A 24,731-nucleotide genomic window follows, 5' to 3' on the forward strand; every position below is an offset into this window, starting at 1 on the left:
CTTATCGTTCAGCGATCAGCGGCCGCGCGTTCTTGATATGACGATGGACCAAGGCACGAGCGCGTTTCCCTTTTTCCGGTATCCGTCGTGCGGCCAGCGGAACGTAATTGCACTGATCCAATTCAGGGAACAATTCAAGAATTTCCGCCCGTGCGTCCGGGTGAACACTGGACAAGGCCTGCGCGCCGGTAAGCAGGCTTTCGGAGGGTGCGCCTTCCGCATAGATGATTTCGTGACGGTCGAACAAAAGATGGACATAGGTCACCGCACGGGTGTCATCAGCGAATGAAATGCCGGGCACGCCGACAAGAATGTGAGCAGGAACAAGAACTTCTTCGGCGTCGAACATTCTGACCGCAATCGGCGACCGGACCAGCATGCGGTGTTGCGGTGACACGAACAGATCACGCTCGGGCAACTGATCGCCCAGTGAACCGGCCTCGATCCGGATGGGCTTCAGCCTGGGACGGGCGCGAAGCGCCGCTTGGTCCAGATGTCGCGTGCCAATCCAGCGTATGTGTTGCGGCCCATTGTCCGCGGTCAAAACGACATCGCCAACTTTCAGATCCTCGATCGGAGTTGGACCGGTTGGGGTCATGATCCGTGTTCCGGCAACAAAGCAAGGTACATCGACAATCGTGGTTGGGTCCGTCGTGTCAGGGGCGTTGGTCGGGGTAACGTTCGAAACCTGGAACGTATAGGTCAGGCCCGGAACCAGGGGCTCGGACGTGATGTAGCCAACCAATGTGCCCTCGACTTCGACCCGAAACACATCGATCGTTCCGCCCGATGGATTGGTCAGGGAATAGGATTCTTCAAGGTAGATGTCTCCGTTGGCAAAAGTGGTCGATCCGTCCAGGTTGGTCACCACACCTGTTTGCGTGGCGTCGTCACCGTTTTCGTTGTTGAATCGGTCACCATTGAACACAGTGCCGGTATCGGGCAGAGGGTTCGCCCCGTTCAGGATCGTTCCGCCAGCTGCATCGGTTACATCAAATACACGACGGTCTGTTGCGGGGTCGTAATTGGGGTCAAGCGTAATGAAATCGGGGCCGAAGTTGAAATCGACCGTAATGACCCCGGGGGCGTAACCAATATAGGAATAGTTTGCCATATTCTTACCTTTTAACCATTGGCGCTACCGAGGCACCGGAAATCTTGACACAGCAAGGAAAGTGCGCTGACTTTCCTTCCTTCCATACTGCTTGGCAAATACTTGCGTCAATTCAATGGCCATTCAATGGAGAGAACACTCAATACGGAAATGCTGTTCGCAAATTGACTGGCAGCTCTTCTTCCCCTGACGATCAGCCGGTCCAAATCGTTCAATTCTGAACCGTCCGGTTGATCTCGTGACAGGTCTTGACTTTCGTTAAGGCACTACCGCGTCCCGCCCGTCATGTTGCTGACACTAGCTAATCTGCGCAAAGGAGAGCGCAATGCGAGACGTCATGACAAAGAGCATGGCCCGCAATATTTTTTATGGCGGGTCACTGTTCTTCATTCTCATCTTTCTGGCCCTTTCGGCCCATTCCCACTGGTATATCGTCAATTCTGAAAATGCCGCGAAACTCGATGACAGTGTGGTTCGGGGTAAACATGTCTGGGAAAAACACGCCTGTGTGAACTGTCATTCGATTCTGGGTGAAGGGGCCTACTTTGCCCCCGAAGTCGGCAACGTGATGACCCGCTGGGGCGTGCTGGACGACCCGGAATCAGCCTTTGAATCCCTCAAGGGCTGGATGGAAGCACAACCGACCGGCATTCCCGGTCGTCGGCAGATGCCCAATTTCAACCTCAGCGACGAAGAACTCCGTGACCTGACCAACTTCCTGATCTGGACGGACAATATCGACGCGCAGGGCTGGCCGCCCAACGAGGCAGGCTGAGAAAGGGAACGAAACAATGAAATACGAATCCCAAAAAATCGCCTATGCCTACTTTGCGGTAGCCATGGCGTTGTTCGCGATACAGGTGATTGGCGGCCTTCTGGCCGGTTTCATCTATGTATTCCCCAATTTCCTGAGTGAGCTTCTGCCGTTCAACATCGTGCGGATGCTGCACACCAACTCTCTGATCGTCTGGCTGATCCTAGGCTTTTTCGGTGCGGCCTACTTCCTGATCCCGGAAGAAGCCGAGCGCGAGATCCACTCGCCCAAGCTGGCCTATCTGCAACTGATCATCCTTGTTGTCGGTACGTTGGGCGTGGTCGTCACCTATGTCTTCAACCTGTTCGAAGGCAACTGGCTGCTGGGCAAAGAAGGGCGTGAGTTCCTGGAACAGCCCAAATGGGTCAAGGCCGGTATCGTCGTGGCTGCATTGATCTTCCTTTACAACGTGTCGATGACCGTTCTGAAAGGCAAGAAGACAGCCATTACCAACATCCTGCTTCTGGGCCTTTGGGGTCTGGCGCTGCTGTTCCTGTTCGCCTTCTACAACCCGGGCAACCTGTCGCTGGACAAGCAATACTGGTGGTATGTCGTCCACCTGTGGGTCGAAGGCGTGTGGGAGCTGATCATGGCCTCGATCCTGGCCTATCTGATGCTCAAGCTGACCGGTGTTGACCGTGAGGTAGTCGAAAAATGGCTATACGTCATCGTCGCCGCCGCGCTGTTCTCGGGCATCCTCGGCACCGGCCACCACTATTACTGGATCGGCACGCCGGCATACTGGCAGTGGATCGGTTCGATCTTCTCGAGCCTCGAGGTGATCCCCTTCTTCGCGATGATGGCCTTTGCCTTCGTCATGGTCTGGAAGGGCCGCCGGGACCACCCCAACAAGGCCGCGCTGCTGTGGTCGCTGGGCTGTGCCACGCTGGCCTTCTTCGGTGCCGGTGTCTGGGGCTTCCTGCACACGCTGCACGGGGTTAACTACTACACCCACGGCACGCAGATCACCGCAGCCCACGGTCACCTGGCCTTCTACGGCGCCTATGTCTGCCTCAACCTGGCGATCTTCAGCTATGCGATGCCGATCCTGAAGAACCGTGATCCCTACAATCAGGTTCTGAACATGGGCTCGTTCTGGCTGATGACCAGCGGCATGGTCTTCATGACCTTCGTGTTGACCTTCGGCGGCACCGTGCAGACACATATGCAGCGCGTGGTCGGAGACTACTTCATGGACGTACAGGACCAGATCGCGATCTTCTACTGGATGCGTCTTGGCTCTGGTCTGGTCGTTGTCCTCGGGGCGCTGCTGTTCATCTATTCGATCTGGGTTCCCCGCAAAGAGGTCATCGAACCCGGCGCGGCTGAAACCCCTGCGGAGTGATGGATATGGATGGCTCCATGAACCTGAAAGAGGGGGCGGCAAACGCCCCCTTCTACCTGCCCCAGGGCGATGAGTGCGACGTCTTCAACGCCGCTTACAAAAACGACCTGCCGGTTCTGCTGAAAGGCCCGACGGGTTGCGGCAAGACCCGGTTTGTCGCCCATATGGCCGCGAAGCTTGGCCGCCCGCTTTACACAGTGGCCTGCCACGACGATCTCGCTGCCGCCGACCTGATCGGGCGCTATCTGCTGAAGGGCGGCGAAACCGTCTGGGTCGATGGCCCCCTGACCCGCGCGGTGCGCGAAGGTGCGATCTGCTATCTCGACGAGGTGGTCGAGGCCCGCAAGGACGTGACCGTGGTGCTGCACCCGCTGACCGACGATCGGCGCATCCTGCCGATCGACCGCACCGGGGAAGAGCTTGAGGCCGCGCCCGGTTTCATGCTGGTGGCGTCCTACAACCCCGGCTATCAGAACATCCTGAAAACCCTGAAACCTTCGACCCGCCAACGGTTCATCTCGTTGGAGTTCGACTTTCCCTCGCCTCAGATGGAAGCCGAAGTGGTCGCGCAGGAAAGCGGCCTGCCGCTGGAACGCTGTAAGCCGCTGGTGCGGTTGGCGGGCAAGCTGCGCGGGCTCAAGGGTCAGGACCTCGAGGAAGGCGTGTCCACCCGGCTGGTCGTCTATGCTGCGACGCTGATCGCGCAGGGCATGTCCACCGACCGCGCCATCCTTGCCGCCATGATCGAACCTCTGACCGATGACGAGGATATCAAACGCGGGCTCCTCGATCTTGTCACCGCCGTCTTTGGGTGAGGCCGGCGATGGTCAGGATCGACTTTGAGCCATGGGAACCCGAAGAAACCATCGGGAAACTGTGGCACACCCTTGCCAGCCGCCTCGATGCACCCCAGGTGCATGTTGGAGCCGCGGTCGACCTTTCCGAGGTCGCGGGGCGGCTGGCAGTCCTCTTTCGGGGGCTTGGGGGTAGTCCGGGCGTTGAATTGCGCCCGGTCTCACCCGAGGTTTCGCGCCACCGCCTGAGTTGGCGCCGCAAACTTGCAACCGAAGTGGAATTGATGCCGCGCGCCTCGTTCGACGGAGAGATTTTGCGTCTGCCCGACCGTCTGGCAGTATTCCCCGCGCGCGAGGCAAACGGCGCGCTCTATGTCTGGTTGGCCGCCGCCGCGGCCCATGCCGGAACCCGAATTGACGAAGAAGATCCTCTGCGTGCCGACCTGCGTGCCTTGATCGCCGCCCGGCATATGGTCGAGGCGACTCTGGACGATGCGCCAGGCTTGCGTCCGCTGTATACCGAGCTGTGCAAGGGTGTGCTGTATCAGCGCGACATCCCCAGCCTGCCGCCTGCCGAGGCCGCGGTCGAAGAACTGATCCGTCATATGCTGGGCGATCCCAAGCCCCTGTCGGATCAGGCCGAGCACCTTCTGGCACTTGACGACGACCTGATCGCCCCGCGCGGCTATCAGCCGTTGCGCCCGGTTCCCCTGTGGCCGGAGTTGCGCGCAGTTGGGTTCTCGGAACACAACGAGGTTGAAAACCCCGATACCGAAGGCCCGCCAGAGGAATCCGGCGAAAAGACACACCGTGCCCGGCGCCGCAAATCGGATCAGGCCGAGCGCAGCGACAGTTTCATTCTGCACAAGTTCGAAGCCATCCTCAGTTGGGCCGAGTTTCTGAATATCAACCGTCGCATCGATGACGACGATCCCGACAACGCCAAGAAGGCGGCTGACGATCAGGAAGAGATCGGTCTTGGTCAGATCTCAAAGGCGCCGCCTACCAGGTTGAAGCTTCACCTTGATCTGGCGCCCGAAGACGTCAACCGCGAACGCCTGTCAGGCCGTATTCTATATCCCGAATGGGACGTGCGGACGGGTCAATACCTGCCGGATCATGTGAACGTTCTGCTTTCGGATGCCGATATCCGCGACGATGCTGCCGAGTTCGGCAAGGATCCGGCCACTGCGCGGCGCATTCGTGCCGTCAAGCGCCAATTCGAGGCACTGCGCCCGGGGCGCGTGATGACCCGGGGCCATCTGGACGGGGACCAGCTGGATATGGAAGCCGCAGTTCGGGCGCAGGTTGACCGCTGCGCAAATGGTGAAGGGACGGAACGCGTCTGGATGCAATCCCGCCCCGAGGCCCGCGATCTGGCGGTGTCGATCCTTCTGGATGTCAGCCGATCCACCGAAAGCGCGGTCACAGGCCGCGCCGTGATCGATATCGAACGCGAGGCGCTGGCGGCCTTGGCCTGGGGCCTGAATGCTTGCGGTGACGATTTCGCCATTCATGCGTTCAGCTCCCTCAAGCGTCAGCGCGTCTATGTGCAGCGTTGCAAACGGTTTGACGAACCGATGGGAACCAAAGTTGAACAGCGCATCGCGTCGCTGCGCCCCGGACATTATACAAGGTTGGGCGCGGCAATCCGACACTGTTCAGCAGATCTGGCCAGCCAGTCCCGCAAGCGCCGATTGCTGCTGGTCATTACCGACGGAAAGCCAAACGACCTGGATCACTACGAGGGGCGCCACGGCATCGAAGATACCTGCATGGCCATACGCGAGGCGCGCCGGGCCGGACAGTCGGTGTTCGGCGTTACCATCGATAAAACCGGCAAAAGCTGGTTTCCGCGCATGTTCGGGCAGGGCGGTTTCGCCGTCATTCCAGATCCGCATCGCCTGACCATGGCCCTGCCGCAGATCTATCGCCAGTTGGTCGGCGGATGAGTGATGCCCCTCTGATCAACGAACTGCCGGGCGAGTTCCTGATGTGGGTTCTGATCATTTCGGAACTGCTGGTCTTTGGCGCGGGGATGATCGCCTTCATGGGGGTACGTCTGACCGATCCGGCGGGCTTTGCCGAGGCGCAGTCGCATCTGCATCGCACGGGTGCGGCCTTGAACACGGCGGTATTGGTGACATCCGGCTATCTGGCCGCACAGGCGTTGCATTGGCGGCGGAGCATGCAACGTTTGCGGGCCCGTTTGGCGTTGATCTTTGCCGCGCTTCTGGGTGTCGTGTTCCTGATCATCAAGGGTACGGAATACGCCGACAAGGCGTCTCAGGGGATAGGATACGAAACGCATCCATTCTTTCTGTTCTACTATATGCTGACCGGCTTTCATGCCGCGCATGTCCTCGCCGGGGTTGGAATTCTGTTGCTGGTGTCCTGGCGCGACGACCCCAGTAACGTCGAAGCGGGCGCGCAGTTCTGGCACATGGTGGACCTGGTCTGGATCATGCTGTTTCCAGTGATCTATCTGCTGGGATAGTCGGATGGCCCAACCTTCATCTTTGACGAACAGTTCACGTCAGAGGTCGCCGAACTCTCTGACCCAGGCGTGGCTTGGGCTCTTGGCACTCAGCGTGGGATCCGCGCTGCTGACCTTGATTGGGGCACCGACCGCGATCATTGCTGGCGGTATCCTGTTGTTGGCGCTGATCAAGGCCCGCGTGATCCTGAAACACTATCTGGATTTGGAGAACAGCCAAAGCTGGCTGCGTGGGTTCACCATGGTGTTGACGGGATTTTCAGTAGTGATCTTTGCGCTCTACCTGATCTGAGGCAAAAAAATGCCGCCCCGAGAGGCGGCATAAGTCAAGCAAAGGGGGGCCTTGATTACTGAGCGGCCAGTGGGATCCGCGCGATCTGACAACGCTGCCAGAGCGCCGACAAAGCACCGACCAGATGATCGATATCCTCATCTGTGTGGACCGGGGACGGCGTGATCCGCAAACGTTCGGTGCCTTTGGGGACAGTGGGATAGTTGATCGGCTGGATATAGATGCCGAATTCTTCAAGAAGCGTATCCGAGATGAACTTGCACTTCAGCGGGTCGCCCACCATCACCGGGATGATATGGCTGGGGTTCGGCAGATGCGGTATCCCTTCCGCATCCAGACGGGCGCGCACCTGATCCACACGGGCTTTTTGCAGATCACGCTCGGCGCTTGACTGCTTCAGATGCCGGATAGATGCGGCAGCACCGGCCGCGATCGAAGGCGGCAGGGCCGTGGTAAAGATGAAGCCGCTAGCAAAACTGCGAACGAAATCGCACAGCGCTGCGGAGGCTGCGATGTAGCCGCCAACCACGCCGAAGGCCTTGCCCAGCGTGCCTTCGATCACGGTCAGGCGATCCATCAGGCCCTCACGCTCGGCAATGCCACCACCGCGCGGGCCATAGAGGCCGACGGCGTGAACTTCGTCCAGATAGGTCATCGCGCCGTATTTCTCGGCCAGGTCGCAGATTTCCTTGATCGGCGCGATATCACCATCCATGGAATAGACGGATTCAAAGGCGATCATCTTGGGCGCGTCGGGGTCGGCGGCGGCCAGTTTGGCCTCCAGATCCGCAAGGTCGTTATGTTTCCATATCACCTTCTGCGCCCGTGAGTGGCGGATGCCTTCGATCATCGAGGCATGGTTCAGCGCATCAGAGAAAACGATCAGACCGGGGATCTTCGCAGCCAGCGTTCCCAGAGCGGCCCAGTTTGATACATAGCCCGAGGTGAACAGCAAAGCGGCCTCTTTGCCATGGAGATCTGCCAATTCTGCCTCAAGCAGAACGTGGTCATGCGTCGTGCCCGAAATGTTGCGCGTTCCGCCCGCACCGGCGCCACAACGCTCCAGCGCATCGTGCATGGCGTTGATGACCGCAGGGTGTTGCCCCATTCCAAGGTAGTCATTCGAGCACCAGATACGCACATCCCGCTGGATCGAACCATCGGTCTGGCGAGCGTTCGGGAAGGCTCCGCAACGTCGCTGCAAGTCGATGAAAACCCGATAGTTCCCTTCATCTTTCAAAGCGTCGAGGCTCTGGCTGAAAAATCGCTCGAAATCCATCTGACATGCTCCCCGGATAACTGGCTGTGAACCAAACCTAGGACAGCGACGGGCTCTGTGACATGACAATTGTCAAGTTGATCTTCAAGAAAAAGGCTGGCACTGCCACGCCGGCTTTGGCATAGCAGGGCATTGGGGATGATATCCCGGGCCATCGCCCGGACTGGATGAAGAAGGGAGTGCCTTCATGTCACACGAGGCACAAAAGGCGATTGCGCGGCAGTCTCTGCTTCTGCGCAGCTTGCCGGATCAGCATGTGGATACATTGCTGCGGCAAGCGATTTGGCGGCAATATGACCGTGGCGAGACGATCTTTCTGCAAGAGGAAGAAGCCAAGGCCGTGCACGTCGTGCTGGCGGGTTGGGTCAAGCTGTTCCGTATCTCTCCGACCGGGGCGGAAGCGGTGGTGAGCGTTTTCACCCGCGGAGAAAGCTTTGGTGAGGCCGTTGCGCTGCGCAACGTGCCGTATCCCGTGTCCGCCGAAGCCGTCTCAGCCTGTGAAGTGATGCACATTCCCAGCCCGGTGCTGCTGTCCCTGATGAAGGAAGACCCGGAAATCGGCGTTTCAATTCTGGCTGCGACGTTCACGCATCTGCATGCTCTGGTGGCGCAGCTGGAGCAATTGAAGGCGCAAACCGGGGCGCAACGCGTTGCAGAGTTTCTGTTGAACCTGTGCGATCGCGAGTCCGGTCACTGCGAGGTGGAACTGCCTTACGACAAGATGCTGATCGCCGGACGTCTGGGGATGAAGCCCGAAAGCCTGAGCCGCGCGTTTTCGCGGTTGAAACCCGTTGGCGTCAAGATCAACAGGAACCACGCGGATATCGCCGACATGGACGATTTGCGCAACTACGCCGAAAGCGACACCAGCGAGAGGTGATTGATCACCGTCGACCGGACACTTTGACGTTGCAAATTCACGGAAAACCCGTGATCCGAAACTGGCCCGCTTCAACGGGGGCTCCAGTCGGACGCTTTTGCGCGTGACCGGCTGTCTTCCACGCTTTCCAAAACCTCACTATCCTGATCAGCAGTGCCATCCATCGGCACGAGTCTTTTGCATGAAAATGAAGGGCACCTGGTCCATGATAGACGCAGCGCTTTCAAACTATCCCCGCGCAAGGTTGATGACATCGGTCACACCGGTCGAACGGCTTGAGCGTCTTTCTGACCAACTGGGGCTGGACCTGTGGATCAAGCGCGACGACCTGACCGGGCTCAGCTTCGGCGGAAACAAGACCCGCCAGCTGGAATTTTATATGGGCGAGGCGCTGAGGCAGCGGGCGGACACCATCCTGATCACAGGTGCCGTGCAATCCAATTTCGTGCGCACTGCGGCAGTTGCGGCGGCAAAGCTGGGAATGTCATCCGTTCTTCAATTGGAGGACCGCGTGACGAATATGGGCGAATACTACCATCGATCCGGAAATGTTCTTCTGGCACAGCTTCTGGGGGCGGAACATATTGGCTATCCCAGGGGTGAGGACGAGGCGGGCGCTGACGGCGCTCTTCACGAACGTGCCGAGGATCTAGTTGCTATGGGTCGAAAACCATACGTGATCCATCTGGGCATCGATCACCCTCCGCTGGGGGCATTGGGCTATGTGGCGGGGGCGGCCGAGTTGCATACTCAGATCAGCGATTTCGACGCCGCAGTGGTGCCGTCTGGAAGCGGGGCAACCCATGGCGGGTTCCTGGCCGGATTGCGTTTAGTCGGGCAGTCTGCGCCGGTCTACGGCATATGCGTGCGTCGCGATCAGAACCAGCAGCACGCGCGTCTGCAAAAGGTCCTGAGGCGATTGGCGACCATGATGGGTTTCGACCCTGCTTTGGTCATGGAAGACATCTGTACCTGGGACGGCGCTTTGGCACCCGGATATGGGCGGGTCGGTCGAGCAACCCGCGAGGCGTTGACCCTGATGGCGCGCTCCGAAGGCATCTTTCTTGACCCTGTTTATTCTGCCAAAACCTTTGCGGGGCTTCTTGGACTGCTTGAACAAGGCATCATCAAAAAAGGTCAGAAAGTTGTTCTGCTGCACACGGGTGGTCAACCTGCGTTGTTCGGATACCAGGACGAGTTGCAACCGAGTTGAAACAGCGCAGCATTTCGCCTTTGGTCCTGCGGGGCGACAGGATGAACGGAAAGGTGTTGCCCGCAGAACTGGCCGGGTAAGTACTCTACGACACTTTCGATTGATTGAGCAAAGACAAGGCCCGCGCGACATCGCGGGTCTGCGCGCCGCCAACGATCATAGCCAGAATCTTTCCAAGATCCGGCGGCGAGGCCGGCGTGCAGCCAAAGCGGTCGCAGGTTTGCACGTAATCCACCGCTGTGCGCAGTTCGAACATTCTTGCCTGCTGTTTGCGTGCGGTTTCCAGAGCCTCCGTGAACAGATCATCTGCGGCAGTGCCCATGGAGCGCACCAACGCCTGTATCCGATCCGTCTCGGGCTGAGCCCAGGCTTCATTGGTCAGAACCTGCTGTTCACGGGCTTCATCCAGCAGGCGCTGAGCCGCCTTCGGGTCGTTCGCCTTCAATGACGCTTCGGCAAGGGCCGTCAGGAACACCGGTTTGTAGTTTCCGGCCCCGCTGGCCCACCAGGCTTCGGACGCGTCGCGCATTGCTCGGATCGTTTCCGGGCCTGGCTTGATCTGCGCGTCCGCCCAACACCGCCAGACATTCGCCGTCAGTGTCATGAAGGGGAAGGTGTGTTTGGTTGCCAGTTCCTCAAGGCGCGCGGCAACGTCGTAAACCTGTTCAGGTTCACGCCGCAACAGGTGCAACATACACAGATATGTCAGCGTCTGTGCCAGGCTATGAGCGTGATTGAGTTTCTGCGCCGCCGAGATCGCCTGATGCTGGATCTCGAGCGCGCGGTCGGGTTCTCCGCGCAACCAGACCGTCATGCTCAGGAAGCAGGATGTAATGGCAGCATGATCCGTGCCGTAGACATAGGCAAGACGGCTGTGCTGCTGAGGATCATACAAGTGCAACGCTTGTCGCAGATGTGCATAGGCGGCGTCCTGCTGCCCGATATGCAACAAGACGGCACCCATGGCCCGATGGGCAATCATTATGTGATGCGTTTCGTCGGTCAGCTTGGACAGGTCCAGCAACTGCGCCGCGACGTCCTTGGCAAGGTCGTATTCGCCGCGGACCAGATGATACGCATAGAGACCATTGAGCACAGGGAATAATTGTTCGGTTTCGCCCAGCCGATTGCACAGGTCGCGGATCCGGGCATACACCGCCCCCGTTTCATCGGCCGCGATGCCAGCGGTCGAGCGCAGAACGCCGGCCCGCAAGGTCTGGATCTTGGTTTCCATGCGGTCGCGGTCAACTGAGTCTTCCTGCTGTTCAAGCAACGCCAACGCACGCCCCAGCTGAGTGGCTGCTTCAATCCCGGCCGAGCGTTCAACGGCACGTTGCCCGGCCAGATACCAGTGTTCTATCGCTTCGTCCGGCATATCTGCCATCGTGTAGTGATGAGCCAGAATTTCCGGACCGGCAGAATTTTCGTGCAACGAGGCAGAGTTCAGTGCTTGGACCACACGCGCATGCAGCGTTCGCCTCTCGCGTTTCAGCAGGCTGTTGTAAGCGGTGTCGCGAATGAGAGCGTGACGATAACTGAACGTTTCCTCGGGCTCTGAGTCTGAAACGAACACGATCCCGGCATCCACCAGCAAATCCAGACCGGAACGCAACGCCCGTTCATCAAAACGGGACACGCTTGCAATCATCGGATAAGAGAATTGCGGGCCAATGACAGCGCCGATCTGTGCCACTTCCTTGGCCGAGCTCAGTCGATCAAGACGAGCCATCAAGGCATCATGCAGTGTCTTCGGCACAGTGGCTGATGGCGTGGACCGGTCGATCGTATAGGCGTCGGCGCGTTCGGTCAGAAGATCGGATTCCAGCAGATCCTTCGTCACCTCTTCTACGAACAGCGGGACACCGTTGGATCTGGCGGCAATCAGATGGTGAACTTCGTCCGGGACGGTCTTGCCCTTGGCAACATCGTTCACGATCTCTTTGACCTGCGCGAAATCCAGTTGTTGAAGCGCGACGTGCATCAGGTTGCGTGATTGTGGCCAACCCGGATCAAAGCCTGTCCGATAGCTCATGACCATCAGCAGGCGCGCGTCCTCTATCCGGGTTACAAGCTGATCAAGCAGAGTCTTTGTCGTTGGATCGATCCAATGTGCATCTTCAAACAGCAACAGGGTCGGGGTTTCCTGCGCCATGCCGATCACATGGTTGACCAGCATGTCCAGCGTCTGCTTCATGATCTGCTCTGGGGTCAAGTCCAGCGGGCCAAGCCTGTCTTCAAACGGGACCGACAACAGTGCCGCAGCCAGTTTCAGTGACCCTTCAGAAGGATCGCCCAGAACGCCGTGGATCTTGTTCAACTTATTGTCCGTACTGTCACCGGCCCGCAGTTCGGCCGCGTTTTCAAGCTGGCGAATGATCGGATACAACGCGCTTGCGTCATGAAAGGGCGAACACTGAAATCGAAGCTGTCGTTGTTTTGCGTCCGGGATCGTGCGGCGAAGCTCTTCGATCAGCCTGGACTTTCCTATGCCCGCCTCGCCCGAGACCAGCACCACCTGACCTTGACCCTGACGGGCCAGCTTCCACTTGCTTTGAAGGGTTTCATGCTCCTGCGCGCGCCCGACCAATGAACTCATCCGGGCGTCGTCTGCCGCAAGAAAACGGCTGAGAGTCTGGCGCGTGCCGGTGACTTGCCAGGCTTCGACCTCTTTGGCAAAGCCTTTCAATTGAAACGTGCCCCGGCGCACATATTCGAACGCATCACCCGCCAGTTCCCGCGTCGTCGGCGCGACGATCATTGTCCCCGGATCAGCCATCGATTGAAGCCGTGCGGCCAGGTTCGGGGTCTCGCCCATGGCGGTGCCATCCTCGAACATCTTCTCTCCACGCAGGTCACCGACGACAACCAGGCCGGTCGCGATCCCTATGCGGACTTCAAGATGTGCATGCGTGCGGAGTTCCGGAATTTCGCGAACGATCCGAAGACCTGCATGAATGGCGCGTTCCGGGTCGTCTTCATGCGCATGCGGAAAGCCAAAAAACACCATGATACCGTCGCCATAGTAACTGGCGATATGCCCGTCAAAAGCGGCGACAGCAGCGGCGCAGGTCTCTTTGAACAGCCTCAGAACCTCGGCCAGATCTTCAGGATCCAGCTTTTGCGATATCGCCGTCGATCCAACAAGATCAATGAACATGACCGTCAGCTGTCTGCGCTCTGCAATGATGTTGGGTTCTTGATGCGCGCGATGTGATCCCGCAGGCTGCCCGGTTTCATCCCGTATTGCTTTCAGAAAGCGGCGTCTGGGTCCAAGGGGCAGGCCGATCGTGACAAGGTCATCGTCGCTCAGTTCCGGCAGATCACCCAGTTCGACCTCGTGCCGGGAGAAGGCATCGACATATTTGGACAAGCCGTTTCGGATCAGCCATTCATCAATGTCAGCCATTTGACCACCATGCATGACCGCAACCAAGCGGATCCAAGCATTCCCCATTTCCCTATGGTTAAAAGGACCAGCCCCGGGCATAGTCCGGGAAAACACAGTTCTATCAAGGACGACCCGCGAATTCCGGTCAAGTGTTCAATTTGAGGGTCAGGAAATTTCCATGCACGAAACTGTATCGGAGCCTGCCATCTCTATTCGTCGGTCCGAAAATCGATGTGAATGTGATTGCCGTCCGGATCCCAGACGTTCAACTGAACGGTGTCGATCGCCGTCAGTTCTACACGGCGATAGGAGACGCCATTTGTTTTAAGATGCGCTTCGAACCGATCCAACCCTGTCGCCGAAAAAGCGAAATGCTCAAGCTTTAGGTCTGCGTCCGAACCCGTGGCCTCGGCCTCGACACCGACCAGATGCACGAAAGCGTTTTCTTCGACATAAAGCCAGGCTCCGGGAAAAGGGAAGGGCGGGCGTGGCCCGACCCGCATCCCCAGCAAGTTGCAGTACCAATCGATCATCTCGTCCAAACGCGTGGTGCGGAGGTTGACATGATCCAGTGACGTGATCTCCATGGCCTAGCCTCGGGTCCATTTGATCGAACATCCCATTGATGGAATCTGGTCCTGGGGGCCTTGCCCGGTCTCGGCAATTTGCAGCATCGCATTGACCAGTTCTGGTTCGCGCTTGCCTGTCTGGCCGCGGCCCAGATTGTCCAGACGGCCCCGGTACTGCAACTTTCCATCCGCATTCAATCCGAAGAAATCCGGAGTGCAGACAGCACCATAAGCCTTTCCTACGGATTGATCCTCGTCCACGAGATATGGAAAGTTGAAGCCGTTCTGCCGTGCGAATTCCAACATGTTTGGCGGCGAATCTTCGGCGTAATCGCGATAGTCGTTCGACATGACCGCCAACACGCCGATCCCCTTGGACATCAGCAGGTCCGTGTCCTGGGCAAGTCGGTCCGTGATCGTTTTGACATAGGGGCAATGATTGCAGATGAAGGCGATTAGCAACCCGTTTTGCAGGTGATCGGACATCTTGAAGGCCTGACCGTTCGGGTCCTTGAGCGTGAAGTCCGGGGCTTTCCAACCGAAATCGCAGATCGGAGTGTCGAGCAGCATGATTGTCCTTTTTGTGACCAGTTGGCATGTTCAGGCCAGCTTAGCTTACGGACGCAAACAAGTAGAGCGTGATTTCCGGCACCATGTTTGCGACGGAATGCGCCTGCAAACGTATCTGGTTCAGATCAGCAGCGTTGACAGGCTTGGGTAATAGCTTAGCAGAAGCAACACCAAAGTTACTGCGATCAGGAAAGGCCAAAGCGATTTCAGGATTGAACCGGGCGATGTGCCGCTCATGGACGAGGCGATGTACAATCCGATCCCGACCGGGGGCGTCAGCAGCCCAAGCACAAGGTTCAGGCAGGCAACAATGCCGAACTGATAGGGGCTGATATCGTATGAACCGGTTGCAATCGGCAGCAGGATCGGAGTGATCAGGATGATCGCGGCGATGCCATCGATCACCATTCCAACCAGCAAAAGCGCAAGGTTAACGATCAGCAGGAACACGAACGGGTCCGAGGTGACCGAGGTGATTAACCCAGCCAGTTGCTGCGGTATTTCCTCATAGATGATGACCCAGCCGAACACGCTGGCGGCCGCGATCATGAACAGGATCATCGACGCATTGGCCGCCGTGCGTTTGAACATCTGTGCCAGGTTGCTCGGCTTCAGGTCCCCGTAAACCAACCAGCCCACCAGAAACGCGATCAGGGACGCGATTGCAGCGGATTCGGTCGGTGTGGCGATCCCGAACAGAATGCCGCCTATGATCGACATCGGAATCAGCAGGGCAGGGGCCGCGCTGATCAAGGCCTGGACAGCTTCGGCACGCGTCATCCAATGCCCTTTCGGAAAGTTCTGCCACCACCCGATCAGGGTGATGACCGATGCAAACGCCCCGGCAAGGATCAAACCGGGCAGGATTCCTGCAATGAACATGTCACCAATCGGGATCTGAGCCAGAACACCGAAGATGACAAACATCATCGACGGCGGGATGACCGGAGCCAGCAGCCCGCCCGCGGCCGTCGTGGCAGCGGCGAAACCCTTGTCATAGCCCTCCTCCTCCATCGCGGGGACCATGGCGCGCGACATCACCGCGATCTGCGCCGTCGCAGACCCGATGATGGCCGCCATGAACATGTTTGCCAGCAAGTTGATATAGGCCAGCCCGCCGCGAAACCCGCCGACAAACACCCGGGCCAGCGCGACAAGGCGCCGGGTCATGCCGCCTTCGTTCATCAATTCTCCGGTCAACATGAACAGAGGAATTGCCAGCAGGCCGTAATTCTCAAGACCGCCGAACATTTTCTGCGCGAAGCTGTCATAAAGAACCGTGTTGCCGCTTTCCCAGATGTACCAGATGGCCGTGATCGCCAGCACGATCGCCACGGGCACGGACAGAAGTAAAGTGGCCAGAAAGACGATGGGGCTCATGGCTGTGCCCCTTTGCCCGGGGCGCTCAGCAGATGCATGGTGGAATGCAGCGTCGCGCCCACTGCGAAAAGCCATATCACCAACCAGAACAGGTACTTTGGCAGGCCCAGGGTCAGCGTTGGCTCGGCGTAGATGAAATTGAATGTCTGACCTTGAAACGCCGCCACGTCAAATCCGCTGCTGGCGATGTCCAGCGGAAGGAACCAGCGCCAGCAGAACCACAGCATCGCAAAGGAAAAAGCAAACACGACCACGTCCACACCCTTGCGGATCAATGGTTTCGCGCGTTCGGGCACGTTGTCGGAAACGATGGAGATCGACACAGAACTGCGATGGTGCAATGCGGAAGACGCGCCCAGAAAGGTCATCCAGACCATCGCGTAGATCGCCAGTTCATCAACCCAGAACAGGGCGTTGCCCGCCGTTCGCGTTACGACATTCAACAAGATCAGAATCGTTATGCAGACTGCCAGAAAGGCAGCGCACCACAACTCGACCCGCGCCAAGCCAGCCGACAGCCGATACAACATCGCTGTTCTCCCGTGAAAAAGGGCGCAGGATCGAGCTGCGCCCCTTTAGTCATGCCGTTTTCGTTATTTTGTTTCTGCCGCAGTCTGCCGCAAAGCGTCAAGGGAAGAGGTCTTCTGGGACCAGATCCCGTTCCACTCTTCGATCGCGTCGCCAAAGAACGAGGCATCGACCTTTTTGTAGGCTTTGCCAGTGCCCTCGATCTGCTCCAGCCATTTGGCATCGTTTTCGACGTAGGCATCAATGGTGCTGTCCACATGCTTGGCCATGAGTTCCGCGATCATCGCGCGGTCTTCTTCGGACAAACCAGCCCAGACCTTGGCCGATACCAGCCCGACCATCGGGAACATCATGTGATCCGACTGCACGATCGTGTCAGCGTGTTCATAATATTTCAGAACCCAGATCAGCTCGGCGTCCATGTCGATGGCGTCAACCTGACCATTGGCCAGCGCATCATAGACGGCAGGCAAGGGCATGGGCGTGGGTGCTGCCCCCACCGCGTTGTAGAAATCCAGAATCGGTGTGAAGGGCGTGATACGCAGTTTCAGGCCTGATAGATCTTCGGCGGAGGAAACCTCGCCCCGGCTGACGATCTGGCGCAATCCTGCCATCCCATATCCCAGTCCAACGACACCAACCTGCCCCGGCAAGGGTTCCAGCATGGACTTGGCCGTATCGGATCGCAGGATGCGCCCCGCGTGCCCAATGTCATCTGCCAGATAGGGCGCATAGAACGCCCCCAACTCGGGCGCGCGGTTGGAAACCTCGGCCACCGTCATGAAAGCCATGTCCAACGCGCCGGTCTGCAATTGTTGCAGCATTTCTGCCTCGTTCCCCAACTGGCGGGCCGGGAAGACAGATACCGAATGCGCGCCACCACTGGCCTCATTCAACTCGGCCCCAAACGCTTCGGCGGCTTTGGTCCAGATATGCGGTGGCGGCGTGATCAGACCCAACCGAAACTCTTCGGCGTGAGCGGCAACAGACGCCAGTGCCAACGCAGCCGCAGAGGCGGCGATTTTTGCGAAATGTCTCATTACTTCCCCTGTTTGATCTTGTTTTACAACGTGACCCAGCCCTCGGGCGGTTCCTTTCCCGGGTGCACAGCCTGACAATTGGGGCAGGTGCGGTCTTGTTCCGAGGCATAGAACTTCTGATAAACCGGAGGCAGGTCATCAACGATGGACTTTAGCTGCATTTCCGCTCGATGCACCAGTGATCCGCATTCAAAGCAATACCATTCGATGGCGTCCAGCTCTCCGGTCTGGCGCTTGGGTTCAATCACAAGCCCGATCGAGCCTTCCTGAGGGCGCTGTGGCGAATGGCGTACATGCGGAGGCAGCAGAAAAACCTCGCCCTCACGGATCGGAACATCATAGAACTCCTCTCCGTCATAGATTTTCAGCACCATGTCGCCTTCAAGCTGGTAGAAGAATTCTTCCACCGGGTCATCGTGGTAATCGGTTCGCTTGTTCGGGCCACCCACAACGGTGACCATCAGATCGGCGTCTTCCCAAACCTGACGATTCCCTACGGGCGGTTTGAGCAGATGGCGATGCTCGTCGATCCAGGCCTTAAAGTTGAACGCTTTCAGTTTTGACATGTCCCACTCCCTATCCCTGAAAGTTTGGCGCGTTTTTGCATGACCGCAAAGAAATTATCAGCATCTCGCTATCCGATTTCCTTATACTGCCCGGCCTCACCCAGCTCAGACGCGCAGCCCGCATTCGTCGAACGCTTTGCGAATGATCGCTTTTTCCGCTTCGGTCAGTTCCAGCATCGGCGGGCGTACGCGGCCACCGACCTGACCCAGCAACTCTTGCCAGTACTTTCCGAATGCAGTGGGTTTGCCCGCAGGGCGCGCGCGTTTCATCGCGTCGCGGACCGGGTTCAGACTGTCAAAGACACGCCGCGCTTCATCGGCCTTTCCCGCAAAGGCCAGACGCGTGTATTCGTTCATCCGCTGATCAACCTTGCTTTGCAGCTGATAGGGCGGGGACGAGCAGAGATACAACTTCCAGTCCAGTTCCAATATGTTGTCCAGCCATTCATGTTCGGCCGAGGTCGAGACATGGATCCTGTCGCCCACCATGTGGGTCAGCTTCACGTACATCTCACGCGGGACCGAGTATTTTATCGCAACGATATTGGGTAAGTCCGCAATGCGGGCGCATTCTTCGGGCTGCATCAAATAGCCACTGTCTGGATGGCTCCACATGGCGATGCCGATATCCAGTTCGTTACAAAAACGCTTGTAGTACTGGTACAAAACCTCTCCGCGATCCTGCACAAAGCTCAGAACCGGCGCGTGCAGAACGATGTAATCCGCGCCGCAATTCTGTGCGTGATGCGCCAGGTCCAAGGCCGTATTCATGTTCTGGTCCGAGACCGAGACGATGACACCGGCTTTGCCTGCGCATTCGTCAACGGCAATTTCGAAGTTGCGCTTGCGCTCTTCGATGCTCATCGAAAAGAACTCGCCCTGTTTGCCGGCGACGAAAAGGCCCTGGATGTCCAGATCGTCGATCCAATGGCGGATGTTGGCGCGCAGTCCCGATTCATCCAGAGACAGGTCATCATTGAACGGGTTCAGTGCCGCTGCCCATATCCCAGTCATATGTTCGCGGGCATAGGCCTTCGCGTCGTGTTTTGAGTATTTCATTTCCAACGTGGTCCCCGTGGCTTCAACAGGAACAAAACACACCAGGCGGGTCGGACCAGTGCCATTTCAGGGAAATGGATATCTGAAAAAAATATACCACAAACTTACCAATTCAGATTTTTTCAATGCTGGTCTAGGGTCCAGACATGAAGATCGCAGTCATCGGAACCGGCGCAATCGCGCAGTTTGTGCAGCGCATGTTGCCAGAACATGGGCATGAGTTGGCAGCCATTCTGGTCAGACCACACCGCGTTGATCCAAAATCGCCCAAGTCAATTGGTTCGGTTGATGACCTGCCGGCCGGAATCGAAATTGTTCTGGATTGCGCGGGGCACGAGGCACTGGCCGGTTTGGGTCCGGACATTCTGGCACGAGGGCTGGATATCATCAGTGTCTCTGCCGGCGCACTTGCGGATCAGCAGGTCAGTGATCGGCTGGACAGGGCCGCGCGAAAGGGCGGGGCGCGGCTGCATCTGGCAAGCGGTGCCATAGGTGGGCTGGACTGTCTCAGCGCCGCAGCGGTCGGGCCGCTCAAATCCGTCACATATGTGGGGCGCAAGCCGCCGGCGGGGTGGAAGGGATCCCTTGCCGAACACAGTCTTGACCTCGGCAATATCACCGCGGCTGAAACCCATTTTCAAGGTTCCGCAAGAGAGGCGGCGCTGGCTTACCCAAAGAACGCAAATGTCGCCGCCGCCGTCGCCTTGGCGGGCGTGGGGTTCGATAACACACAGGTTCGTCTGATCGCCGATCCGACGATCCACAAGAACATTCACGAGGTCGAGGCCGAAGGCGATTTCGGCACGTTTCAGTTCCGGATCAGCGGTACCGCGCTGCCCGACAACCCGCGAAGCTCGGCGCTTGCGGCCATGAGTGTGCTGTCCAAGCTGGATCAGCTTTGCAAGCCGATTGTGCTGTAGCCATGGTTGGGCGTCACTCTCGCATCGTTGACCGCGCCTTGACCCGCCTGAAGCTGCGGCAGCTGCGTCTGCTGGTTGCAGTTGGCGCGCATGGAAACATTCAGAATGCTGCGCGTGAGCTGGGAATATCTCAGCCAGCGGCAACCAAGATGATTCAGGATCTTGAACTGGATTTCGAAGTCAAGCTGTTCACGCGCACCAACCGAGGCGTTGTGCCAACGGTTTTTGGCGAAACTCTCATACGTCACGGGAAACTGATATTTGCTCAGGTTTCCAATGCCGCGCAGGAACTGGACGACCTGAACGAAGGAAATTCCGGCCGTGTCGTGGTGGGAACACTGCTTGCGGCGTCAACCAGCCTGCTACCTGCCGCCATTGAACTGCTGCTGGAAGACCGCCCGAACGTTGCGGTCAAGATCAGCGAAGGGACAAACGAGGTGCTCATGCCCCGGCTGCTGTCGGGTGAGATCGACATGGTTGTAGGACGCCTGCCGTCGCACCGGCATCGCGACAAGATTCGACAGGAAAAACTGTTCGAGGATCGGATATTGGCCATTGTCGGCCCTCAACACCCGCTTGCTGAGCGGGACGCCGTGACCTTTGCGCAAACCAAGCCGTTTGGCTGGATTCTTCCCCCGCAAGAGACCACGTTGCGACGTCAGGCGGATCATTTTTTCGTCGGCCAGCAGCAATACGTGCCACCGGTCGCCATTGAATCCGTGTCCTACCTGACGAACCGGGCGCTGCTGCAATCCCGCGACCTGATCGGCCTTATGCCGGCCGAAGTCGTCGTCCAGGATATCGAAAACAACCATCTTGCCCAGCTCACCTGGGAGGTTCCGTTCGGGCAGGGACCAATTGGAGTGTCTTTCCGCGCCGACGACGATCTGTCGCCCGCTGGGCGCGCTTTCAAAACGGCCCTGCATCGGGCGGCGCAGAGCAGACAGACCAGATATCCGCCAATTTGATATCCGTATTCGCGCAATGCGCTTGAACTCATGCGAGGCATCGCGCGATCAAAAATCAAGGCAAATGGAGGCGCCAGTTTCATGTATCCAGAGCTCAGGCTGTTCATTGGCGGCACGTGGCGAAAAACCGGGCGCGATATCCCGGTTGTCAACCCGGCAACCGAGGAAGAACTCGGTCGGTTGCCTTGCGCATCGGCGAAAGACCTGGACGACGCGCTGCAAGCGGCCGTCGAAGGCTTTCGACTGTGGCGCCGCACATCGCCGCGGGAACGCGCGGATACGATCCTGCGGGCGGCAGCCCTCATGCGTCAGCGGCAGGAAGAAATCGCGCATTCCATTACTCTGGAGCATGGCAAGCCTTTGAAGCAGGCCCGGCTGGAGGTCATTCGAGGCGCCGAGTTCTTTGAATGGGATGCGGGCGAGGCGATGCGGACCTATGGCAGGATCATTCCGGCGGCGCAGGGTCACAAATTTGCAGTTCATCACCAGCCTGTCGGCGTTGTCGCGGCATTTTCTCCGTGGAACTTCCCCATGAGCCAACCTGCCCGGAAAATCGCGGGTGCTTTGGCCTCGGGCTGTTCAGTGATCCTGAAAGCGGCAGAAGAAACGCCTGCCGGCGCTTTGCACATAGCAAAAGCGTTCGAAGATGCCGGTCTGCCGGCAGGGGTTCTGAATTTGGTGTTCGGTGAACCATCCGAGATATCCGGTCATCTGATCCCGCAGGACCCCGTTCGCTTGGTGGCCTTCACCGGATCGACAACCGTCGGGCGTCATTTAACCACTTTGGCGGCCCGGCACGACACCCGAGTGCTTATGGAGTTGGGTGGCCACGCGCCGGTCATCGTTTGCGAAGATACGGATGTGCAATCGGCGGCCGTTTCAGGCGCGGTCCGCAAAATGCGCAATGCCGGTCAGGTCTGCACTTCGCCAACCCGTTTCTTCGCGCATGAGAGTATTTTTGACGCCTATGCGGCCGGATTTGTTGAGAGGGTCAAGGCCACGGTTGTCGGCAATGGGCTTGACGCAACCGTTGAAATGGGCCCAACGGCCAACGACCGGCGCGTGCCAGCCTTGTCAGAGCTGGTTGAAGACGCAGTGGCGCAGGGCGCAACGCTTGCCACAGGTGGATCGCGGCTGGGTGAGCGGGGATATTTCTTTGAACCCACGGTGTTATTGAACGTTCCTAAAGCGGCGCGGATCATGCGCGAAGAGCCGTTTGGACCGGTTGCGGTGATCAACCCGGTGGCTTCGCTGGATGAGGCGATCGCTCTGGCGAATTCAGTTCCCTACGGGCTGGCGGGGTACGCTTTCACCAATCGGGCGGATTACATCGACCGTCTGATCGACGAGGTCGAGGTCGGCAATCTCTCGATCAACACACTTGAAGCATCCATGCCGGAAACGCCCTTTGGGGGCGTGAAATCCAGTGGCTATGGTCGGGAAGGCGGAACCGAAGGCCTTGAGAATTACATGACGGTCAAGAACGTCTGGCATTCGGCCAGGATCTGCTGAAAAAGATCCCGACACCTGCACTTGTCGACTTTTCGCGACCAAGCCAGCCTTTTTCCTTTCGAAATCGACCAAAGGGCCAGCGCTGCGATTGTGATTTCATTACTTGCGGAACCGAAAGACGCGACAATGTGCCCTTTCTGATGGGACGCCCGAACGCGGATCATGACCTATGTCAATGACAGTAAACCCGCCTTGCTGTCCATTGGCCGGGAATTTCTGGCCGGACCGTGCGACAAAACCATCGCGTCCTTTTGCCGGTGATGATCAGCGTTTTGGCTGACCTGCGGGGGGTTTCCCGCCGGGTGGCCTGAGCTCCGGAGGGACGGATGAACACTTGGCTGACGCTATCTGCACCAATCCCTGCCAAGGATACCGAGGGCTTCGAGAGAATGGCTGGGCTGCCCACCGTAACGTCCACCTTTGGCATGAACTCTGACTGCGCGCGCGTGTCTGAGCTTTGCGGCCAACCCGAGCAGGATTTGTCGTCCGTGAAAGAAGGCGATGACGGCACAGGTCGCGCCGCACATGGTCGGCACAACGTGGGTACGCTGCCGGTCGTTGCTGATCCCAGCTCGGACTTGGAAAAATTCAACGACGGCCTGCCCAATCTGGATCCGGACGAACAGCCGGGATTTGCAGGACACTTAATATTTTCGGAGATTCAAAATGGCTGATGGATGTGCCTGTGACCGCCACGCCGACATGTATCTGACTGTCGAGGACGCCCTTGAACGCGGTCTTTCCGTCGCCGATCCTGTTGCCGAAACCGAGATTTTGCCGCTGGAACAGGCTATAGGCCGGGTTCTGGCCGAGGATTGCGCCAGCAAGGTTGATATGCCTGCCTTCGACAACTCGGCCATGGATGGCTATGCCATCCGCACCGGTGATCTGGGTGACGGGCCGGTGTTCGAGCTGCTCATCGCCGGGCGCGTGGCTGCGGGTGACTGCGGCGACCATGATGCACCCGAAGGCAGCGCTTTACGCATTTTCACTGGCGCTCCGGTGCCACCTGAATTCGATGCCGTGCTGATGCAGGAAGATTGCGATCTTTTGATCGACAGGATTCGATTCAGCCGCCGCCCGAAACCCGGCAAGCATATCCGACGCGCAGGGGAAGATCTTTGTGCCGGGGGTCCGATCCTGCGACGCGGCTGTGAAATTGGACCGCGCGAGATGGCCGCCCTGGCATCCGCCGGGTATGGTGAGGTCCTGGTGTTTCGAAAACTGAAGGTCACGATCTTTTCGACAGGCAGCGAACTGCGTCAACCGGGCGAACCCCTCGACCCCGGCCAAATCTACAACTCGAACCGTTATATGCTGCTGGCGCTGTTGCAAAAACCCTGGATCGAACTGATCGACCGGGGACCGGTCGTGGATGACCCGACCCGTCTGGAACAGGTTCTGCGCGAGGCATGCGATGCCTCGGACCTCATCGTCACGACCGGGGGCGTGTCGGTCGGGGATGAAGATCACATGCCCCGGCTTTTCAGCGCGATTGGCGGCGAAACCGATGTCATGAAAGTGGCGATGAAGCCCGGTAAACCGGTCATGTTCGGGCGGCGCGAGCGTGCTCTTTACGTTGGCCTGCCCGGCAACCCGGTGTCAGCCTATGTGACATGGCAGATAATCGGGTCGCAGATGATGGCGCGGCGCGCAGGCTTGTGCCACAGACCTCAGGTACCTGTTCAGGCCGTGCTGGCCGAACCGGTGCAGCGTCGCGCGGGTCGGCAGGAATATCGCCCGGTCCAGATTGACGGTACCTCGCCGCGTGGCCTTCCCAATGTGCGTCTGATGGCGCCCTCCTACAGTGGCCGTGTTGCCTTGCTGGCGCAGGCAGACGGGTTGGCGATCATACCGGCCGAGATCGAAGACCTGCCCGCCGGGCATTCGATTGAATTGTTGAGGTTCTGATCTTCGCACCAGGTGCGTTGCTTTTTATCCTGCAACCTCAACGCTGCGGTCATGGTGGGCACCCGGAAAATTGCCCGGTCGCGCGCCAATCA

At 58.4% G+C, this 24,731-nt stretch carries 23 protein-coding genes; 13 read left to right on the forward strand and 10 right to left on the reverse strand.

All coding sequences use genetic code 11. The features are described 5' to 3' along the window. Position 1: 1 nt before the first annotated feature. A complete protein-coding gene (locus ACR3E6_RS20020; protein WP_480488972.1) occupies positions 2-1,114 on the reverse strand; it encodes a Hint domain-containing protein in 1,113 nt (370 codons plus the stop codon). Positions 1,115-1,439: 325 nt separating this feature from the next. Here ACR3E6_RS20020 and ACR3E6_RS20025 point away from each other — a divergent pair, with 325 nt between their 5' ends. The 6 genes from ACR3E6_RS20025 to ACR3E6_RS20050 are packed head-to-tail and all read left to right on the forward strand — an operon-like array spanning position 1,440 to position 6,856. After that, entirely contained in the window at positions 1,440-1,889 is a 450-nt protein-coding gene (locus ACR3E6_RS20025) for a c-type cytochrome (protein WP_152460362.1), read from the forward strand. 16 nt (positions 1,890-1,905) lie between these two features. Next, positions 1,906-3,273, forward strand: coding sequence for a cbb3-type cytochrome c oxidase subunit I (locus tag ACR3E6_RS20030; protein WP_152460361.1), 1,368 nt, complete (start codon positions 1,906-1,908; stop codon positions 3,271-3,273). Positions 3,274-3,278: 5 nt separating this feature from the next. Beyond that, positions 3,279-4,088 carry a CbbQ/NirQ/NorQ/GpvN family protein gene (locus ACR3E6_RS20035; RefSeq protein WP_371732252.1) on the forward strand — a complete coding sequence of 270 codons (810 nt, stop codon included), beginning with the start codon at positions 3,279-3,281 and terminating at the stop codon, positions 4,086-4,088. Between the two features lie 8 nt (positions 4,089-4,096). Further along, entirely contained in the window at positions 4,097-6,019 is a 1,923-nt protein-coding gene (locus ACR3E6_RS20040; protein ID WP_480488975.1) for a nitric oxide reductase activation protein NorD, read from the forward strand. Further along, positions 6,016-6,564 (forward strand): cytochrome c oxidase subunit 3, encoded by a 549-nt coding sequence (locus ACR3E6_RS20045; protein WP_480488977.1) that lies wholly within the window; start codon positions 6,016-6,018, stop codon positions 6,562-6,564. Before ACR3E6_RS20040 ends, ACR3E6_RS20045 begins: the two co-directional genes overlap by 4 nt. Before the next feature lie 4 nt (positions 6,565-6,568). Then, complete coding sequence (locus ACR3E6_RS20050) at positions 6,569-6,856, forward strand: cytochrome C oxidase subunit IV family protein (RefSeq protein ID WP_171723697.1); 288 nt, start codon at positions 6,569-6,571, stop codon at positions 6,854-6,856. Between the two features lie 55 nt (positions 6,857-6,911). Here ACR3E6_RS20050 and hemA read toward each other — a convergent pair whose 3' ends face one another. Then, positions 6,912-8,135, reverse strand: coding sequence for a 5-aminolevulinate synthase (gene hemA, locus ACR3E6_RS20055; RefSeq protein ID WP_171723698.1), 1,224 nt, complete (start codon positions 8,133-8,135; stop codon positions 6,912-6,914). A 187-nt stretch (positions 8,136-8,322) separates the two neighbouring features. Between hemA and ACR3E6_RS20060 the strand changes: the two genes are divergently transcribed. Further along, positions 8,323-9,015 (forward strand): Crp/Fnr family transcriptional regulator, encoded by a 693-nt coding sequence (locus ACR3E6_RS20060; protein ID WP_480488979.1) that lies wholly within the window; start codon positions 8,323-8,325, stop codon positions 9,013-9,015. A 181-nt stretch (positions 9,016-9,196) separates the two neighbouring features. Beyond that, positions 9,197-10,228: a D-cysteine desulfhydrase family protein gene (locus ACR3E6_RS20065; protein ID WP_480488981.1), complete on the forward strand. Its 1,032-nt coding sequence runs from the start codon at positions 9,197-9,199 to the stop codon at positions 10,226-10,228. An 85-nt stretch (positions 10,229-10,313) separates the two neighbouring features. On the opposite strand, the gene ACR3E6_RS20070 is transcribed toward ACR3E6_RS20065, so the two are convergent. From ACR3E6_RS20070 to ACR3E6_RS20105, 8 genes are all read right to left on the reverse strand, one after another. Then, the gene (locus ACR3E6_RS20070; protein ID WP_480488983.1) at positions 10,314-13,634 is read right to left on the reverse strand and encodes an ATP-binding protein; all 3,321 of its coding nucleotides are present in this window, start codon (positions 13,632-13,634) and stop codon (positions 10,314-10,316) included. Between the two features lie 191 nt (positions 13,635-13,825). Further along, positions 13,826-14,203 (reverse strand): VOC family protein, encoded by a 378-nt coding sequence (locus tag ACR3E6_RS20075; protein ID WP_171635920.1) that lies wholly within the window; start codon positions 14,201-14,203, stop codon positions 13,826-13,828. A gap of 3 nt (positions 14,204-14,206) precedes the next feature. After that, the gene (locus ACR3E6_RS20080) at positions 14,207-14,755 is read right to left on the reverse strand and encodes a thioredoxin family protein (protein WP_480488985.1); all 549 of its coding nucleotides are present in this window, start codon (positions 14,753-14,755) and stop codon (positions 14,207-14,209) included. 120 nt (positions 14,756-14,875) lie between these two features. Beyond that, positions 14,876-16,135, reverse strand: coding sequence for a TRAP transporter large permease (locus ACR3E6_RS20085; protein ID WP_152460350.1), 1,260 nt, complete (start codon positions 16,133-16,135; stop codon positions 14,876-14,878). Further along, positions 16,132-16,665 (reverse strand): TRAP transporter small permease, encoded by a 534-nt coding sequence (locus ACR3E6_RS20090; RefSeq protein ID WP_480488988.1) that lies wholly within the window; start codon positions 16,663-16,665, stop codon positions 16,132-16,134. Before ACR3E6_RS20090 ends, ACR3E6_RS20085 begins: the two co-directional genes overlap by 4 nt. Positions 16,666-16,728: 63 nt before the next feature. After that, the gene (locus tag ACR3E6_RS20095; protein WP_171169737.1) at positions 16,729-17,703 is read right to left on the reverse strand and encodes a TRAP transporter substrate-binding protein; all 975 of its coding nucleotides are present in this window, start codon (positions 17,701-17,703) and stop codon (positions 16,729-16,731) included. A gap of 23 nt (positions 17,704-17,726) precedes the next feature. Next, the gene (locus ACR3E6_RS20100) at positions 17,727-18,269 is read right to left on the reverse strand and encodes a 3-hydroxyanthranilate 3,4-dioxygenase (RefSeq protein ID WP_152460347.1); all 543 of its coding nucleotides are present in this window, start codon (positions 18,267-18,269) and stop codon (positions 17,727-17,729) included. Between the two features lie 105 nt (positions 18,270-18,374). Beyond that, the gene (locus ACR3E6_RS20105; RefSeq protein WP_480488990.1) at positions 18,375-19,328 is read right to left on the reverse strand and encodes a dihydrodipicolinate synthase family protein; all 954 of its coding nucleotides are present in this window, start codon (positions 19,326-19,328) and stop codon (positions 18,375-18,377) included. 146 nt (positions 19,329-19,474) lie between these two features. On the opposite strand from ACR3E6_RS20105, the gene ACR3E6_RS20110 reads away from it, so the two are divergent. The 5 genes from ACR3E6_RS20110 to ACR3E6_RS20130 all read left to right on the forward strand — a co-directional run bounded on the left by ACR3E6_RS20110 (position 19,475) and on the right by ACR3E6_RS20130 (position 24,639). Next, complete coding sequence (locus ACR3E6_RS20110; RefSeq protein ID WP_209834018.1) at positions 19,475-20,248, forward strand: aspartate dehydrogenase; 774 nt, start codon at positions 19,475-19,477, stop codon at positions 20,246-20,248. A 2-nt stretch (positions 20,249-20,250) separates the two neighbouring features. Next, positions 20,251-21,216 carry a LysR substrate-binding domain-containing protein gene (locus ACR3E6_RS20115; protein WP_171635933.1) on the forward strand — a complete coding sequence of 322 codons (966 nt, stop codon included), beginning with the start codon at positions 20,251-20,253 and terminating at the stop codon, positions 21,214-21,216. 81 nt (positions 21,217-21,297) lie between these two features. After that, positions 21,298-22,728, forward strand: a complete 1,431-nt coding sequence (locus ACR3E6_RS20120) for an NAD-dependent succinate-semialdehyde dehydrogenase (RefSeq protein ID WP_480488992.1) — start codon at positions 21,298-21,300, stop codon at positions 22,726-22,728. A 326-nt stretch (positions 22,729-23,054) separates the two neighbouring features. Next, positions 23,055-23,402 (forward strand): hypothetical protein, encoded by a 348-nt coding sequence (locus ACR3E6_RS20125; protein ID WP_480488994.1) that lies wholly within the window; start codon positions 23,055-23,057, stop codon positions 23,400-23,402. Beyond that, positions 23,395-24,639: a molybdopterin molybdotransferase MoeA gene (locus ACR3E6_RS20130; RefSeq protein ID WP_480488996.1), complete on the forward strand. Its 1,245-nt coding sequence runs from the start codon at positions 23,395-23,397 to the stop codon at positions 24,637-24,639. Before ACR3E6_RS20125 ends, ACR3E6_RS20130 begins: the two co-directional genes overlap by 8 nt. The last annotated feature ends 92 nt before the right edge of the window (positions 24,640-24,731 follow it).

The sequence above is a fragment of the Ruegeria sp. AL3 genome, from assembly GCF_056536065.1.

Excerpts from the sequence above, each read along its gene's own strand:
- ACR3E6_RS20020 (WP_480488972.1), bottom strand. The coding sequence starts at position 1,114 with ATGGCAAACTATTCCTATATTGGTTACGCCCCCGGGGTCATTACGGTC.
- ACR3E6_RS20025 (WP_152460362.1), top strand. The coding sequence starts at position 1,440 with ATGCGAGACGTCATGACAAAGAGCATGGCCCGCAATATTTTTTATGGC.
- ACR3E6_RS20030 (WP_152460361.1), top strand. The coding sequence starts at position 1,906 with ATGAAATACGAATCCCAAAAAATCGCCTATGCCTACTTTGCGGTAGCC.
- ACR3E6_RS20035 (WP_371732252.1), top strand. The coding sequence starts at position 3,279 with ATGGATGGCTCCATGAACCTGAAAGAGGGGGCGGCAAACGCCCCCTTC.
- ACR3E6_RS20040 (WP_480488975.1), top strand. The coding sequence starts at position 4,097 with ATGGTCAGGATCGACTTTGAGCCATGGGAACCCGAAGAAACCATCGGG.
- ACR3E6_RS20045 (WP_480488977.1), top strand. The coding sequence starts at position 6,016 with ATGAGTGATGCCCCTCTGATCAACGAACTGCCGGGCGAGTTCCTGATG.
- ACR3E6_RS20050 (WP_171723697.1), top strand. The coding sequence starts at position 6,569 with ATGGCCCAACCTTCATCTTTGACGAACAGTTCACGTCAGAGGTCGCCG.
- hemA (WP_171723698.1), bottom strand. The coding sequence starts at position 8,135 with ATGGATTTCGAGCGATTTTTCAGCCAGAGCCTCGACGCTTTGAAAGAT.
- ACR3E6_RS20060 (WP_480488979.1), top strand. The coding sequence starts at position 8,323 with ATGTCACACGAGGCACAAAAGGCGATTGCGCGGCAGTCTCTGCTTCTG.
- ACR3E6_RS20065 (WP_480488981.1), top strand. The coding sequence starts at position 9,197 with ATGAAAATGAAGGGCACCTGGTCCATGATAGACGCAGCGCTTTCAAAC.
- ACR3E6_RS20070 (WP_480488983.1), bottom strand. The coding sequence starts at position 13,634 with ATGGCTGACATTGATGAATGGCTGATCCGAAACGGCTTGTCCAAATAT.
- ACR3E6_RS20075 (WP_171635920.1), bottom strand. The coding sequence starts at position 14,203 with ATGGAGATCACGTCACTGGATCATGTCAACCTCCGCACCACGCGTTTG.
- ACR3E6_RS20080 (WP_480488985.1), bottom strand. The coding sequence starts at position 14,755 with ATGCTGCTCGACACTCCGATCTGCGATTTCGGTTGGAAAGCCCCGGAC.
- ACR3E6_RS20085 (WP_152460350.1), bottom strand. The coding sequence starts at position 16,135 with ATGAGCCCCATCGTCTTTCTGGCCACTTTACTTCTGTCCGTGCCCGTG.
- ACR3E6_RS20090 (WP_480488988.1), bottom strand. The coding sequence starts at position 16,665 with ATGTTGTATCGGCTGTCGGCTGGCTTGGCGCGGGTCGAGTTGTGGTGC.
- ACR3E6_RS20095 (WP_171169737.1), bottom strand. The coding sequence starts at position 17,703 with ATGAGACATTTCGCAAAAATCGCCGCCTCTGCGGCTGCGTTGGCACTG.
- ACR3E6_RS20100 (WP_152460347.1), bottom strand. The coding sequence starts at position 18,269 with ATGTCAAAACTGAAAGCGTTCAACTTTAAGGCCTGGATCGACGAGCAT.
- ACR3E6_RS20105 (WP_480488990.1), bottom strand. The coding sequence starts at position 19,328 with ATGAAATACTCAAAACACGACGCGAAGGCCTATGCCCGCGAACATATG.
- ACR3E6_RS20110 (WP_209834018.1), top strand. The coding sequence starts at position 19,475 with ATGAAGATCGCAGTCATCGGAACCGGCGCAATCGCGCAGTTTGTGCAG.
- ACR3E6_RS20115 (WP_171635933.1), top strand. The coding sequence starts at position 20,251 with ATGGTTGGGCGTCACTCTCGCATCGTTGACCGCGCCTTGACCCGCCTG.
- ACR3E6_RS20120 (WP_480488992.1), top strand. The coding sequence starts at position 21,298 with ATGTATCCAGAGCTCAGGCTGTTCATTGGCGGCACGTGGCGAAAAACC.
- ACR3E6_RS20125 (WP_480488994.1), top strand. The coding sequence starts at position 23,055 with ATGAACACTTGGCTGACGCTATCTGCACCAATCCCTGCCAAGGATACC.
- ACR3E6_RS20130 (WP_480488996.1), top strand. The coding sequence starts at position 23,395 with ATGGCTGATGGATGTGCCTGTGACCGCCACGCCGACATGTATCTGACT.